This window comes from Thiolapillus sp. (genome assembly GCF_048562965.1).
Taxonomy (GTDB): Bacteria; Pseudomonadota; Gammaproteobacteria; order Chromatiales; family Chromatiaceae; genus Thiolapillus; species Thiolapillus brandeum_A.
The window spans coordinates 1-1058 of sequence record NZ_JBHNMF010000972.1; the positions used below are offsets into that span (position 1 = coordinate 1).

The 1058-nt window shown below is 60.2% G+C and carries 2 protein-coding genes; both read right to left on the bottom strand.

What is annotated here, in order from left to right:
- The coding region (locus ACOCD2_RS21570) for an RHS repeat-associated core domain-containing protein (protein ID WP_419626086.1) at positions 1-601 on the bottom strand (601 nt) is incomplete at its 3' end.
- Between the two features lie 47 nt (positions 602-648).
- A partial coding sequence (locus ACOCD2_RS21575) for a hypothetical protein (protein ID WP_419626088.1) occupies positions 649-1058 on the bottom strand: 410 nt, incomplete at its 5' end.

A 1058-nucleotide genomic window follows, 5' to 3' on the forward strand; every position in this document is an offset into this window, starting at 1 on the left:
CAGCGATAGCATCGGCGGTATCGCCCATGGCAGCGGCGCCCCCTGACAGGCCCACGGCCTCTGCACTGGCAGTAGCGGATTCAACCCCGGTAGCCATGACAGCCCAGCCCGCGGAGGCTGTGGCAGCGGTTTCTGCGGCAACGGAAGCCCCGGTTGCTACGCCTGTGGCAGCGGCACCCGCCGTTGCGGAGGCGGCAGCTGCCCCGGTGACTGCTGCCACTTCCCCGGCTGCCACACCGGCAGCTGTCGCGGAGGCTGTCGCGGTAGCTGCCGCGGTGGCAGATGCTGTAGCTGCGGTCACAGCACCCGCTGTAGCGCCCCCTGCGCCCCCTGCGAGGGAGGCGGATATGGCGGATGTGCCGATCAGCGCTGTGAAGAAGGCTATGATGGCCACGGCTATTTCCCCGGACTTGTCATGGAACTTCAGGGGGTTGTCCTTTGCATAGAGATAGCTGCTGTATTCGGATCTGGCAGGGTCCGGTGTCAGAAACCTGGACAGTTTGTAGGAGTATGCACGCTTACCAAAGATGTAGACCGGGCCGTGGGCGACCTGTCCTCCAAAACGCGGCGTTGTGACTTGCGCTGTATTCAGTGCAGCCATTCCTACTATCCCCGCCAGTGCAGCCCCTGCAATGAGTGAGCGCGTGTTCATCTACCGGGGCTTAGTATGTCTACGACGTCTTCACGCGTAGGCAGCCAACGGCGGAGTATCCGTGCGTCATTCGCAGGCATCTGGAACCGGGTTGAGGCGGGCTCAAAGAACATGGGCACTTTAGCTGCTGTGGAGTTAATGGCCCAGCCGCTCAGGTAAGATGCGTACTCTCGACGGTTCTTAGGTTTTCTCCACCCTATGTAAGCCCTGTCGATCTGTTCCTGTGTGGTGTCGTCGGGGAACTGCTCACTTTGGAGGCGTTGGAGTGTAAGGGATTCGCTCCGATTCATTGCGGTTTTATACTGGAGATGGCTACGTTTGAGTACCATGCTTTCGCGGGTATTGTAGTGTTCCAGTCTCTGTAGCCGGTGCAGGCGTTCCATCTCTTTGTCGCGCGGGGTCATAT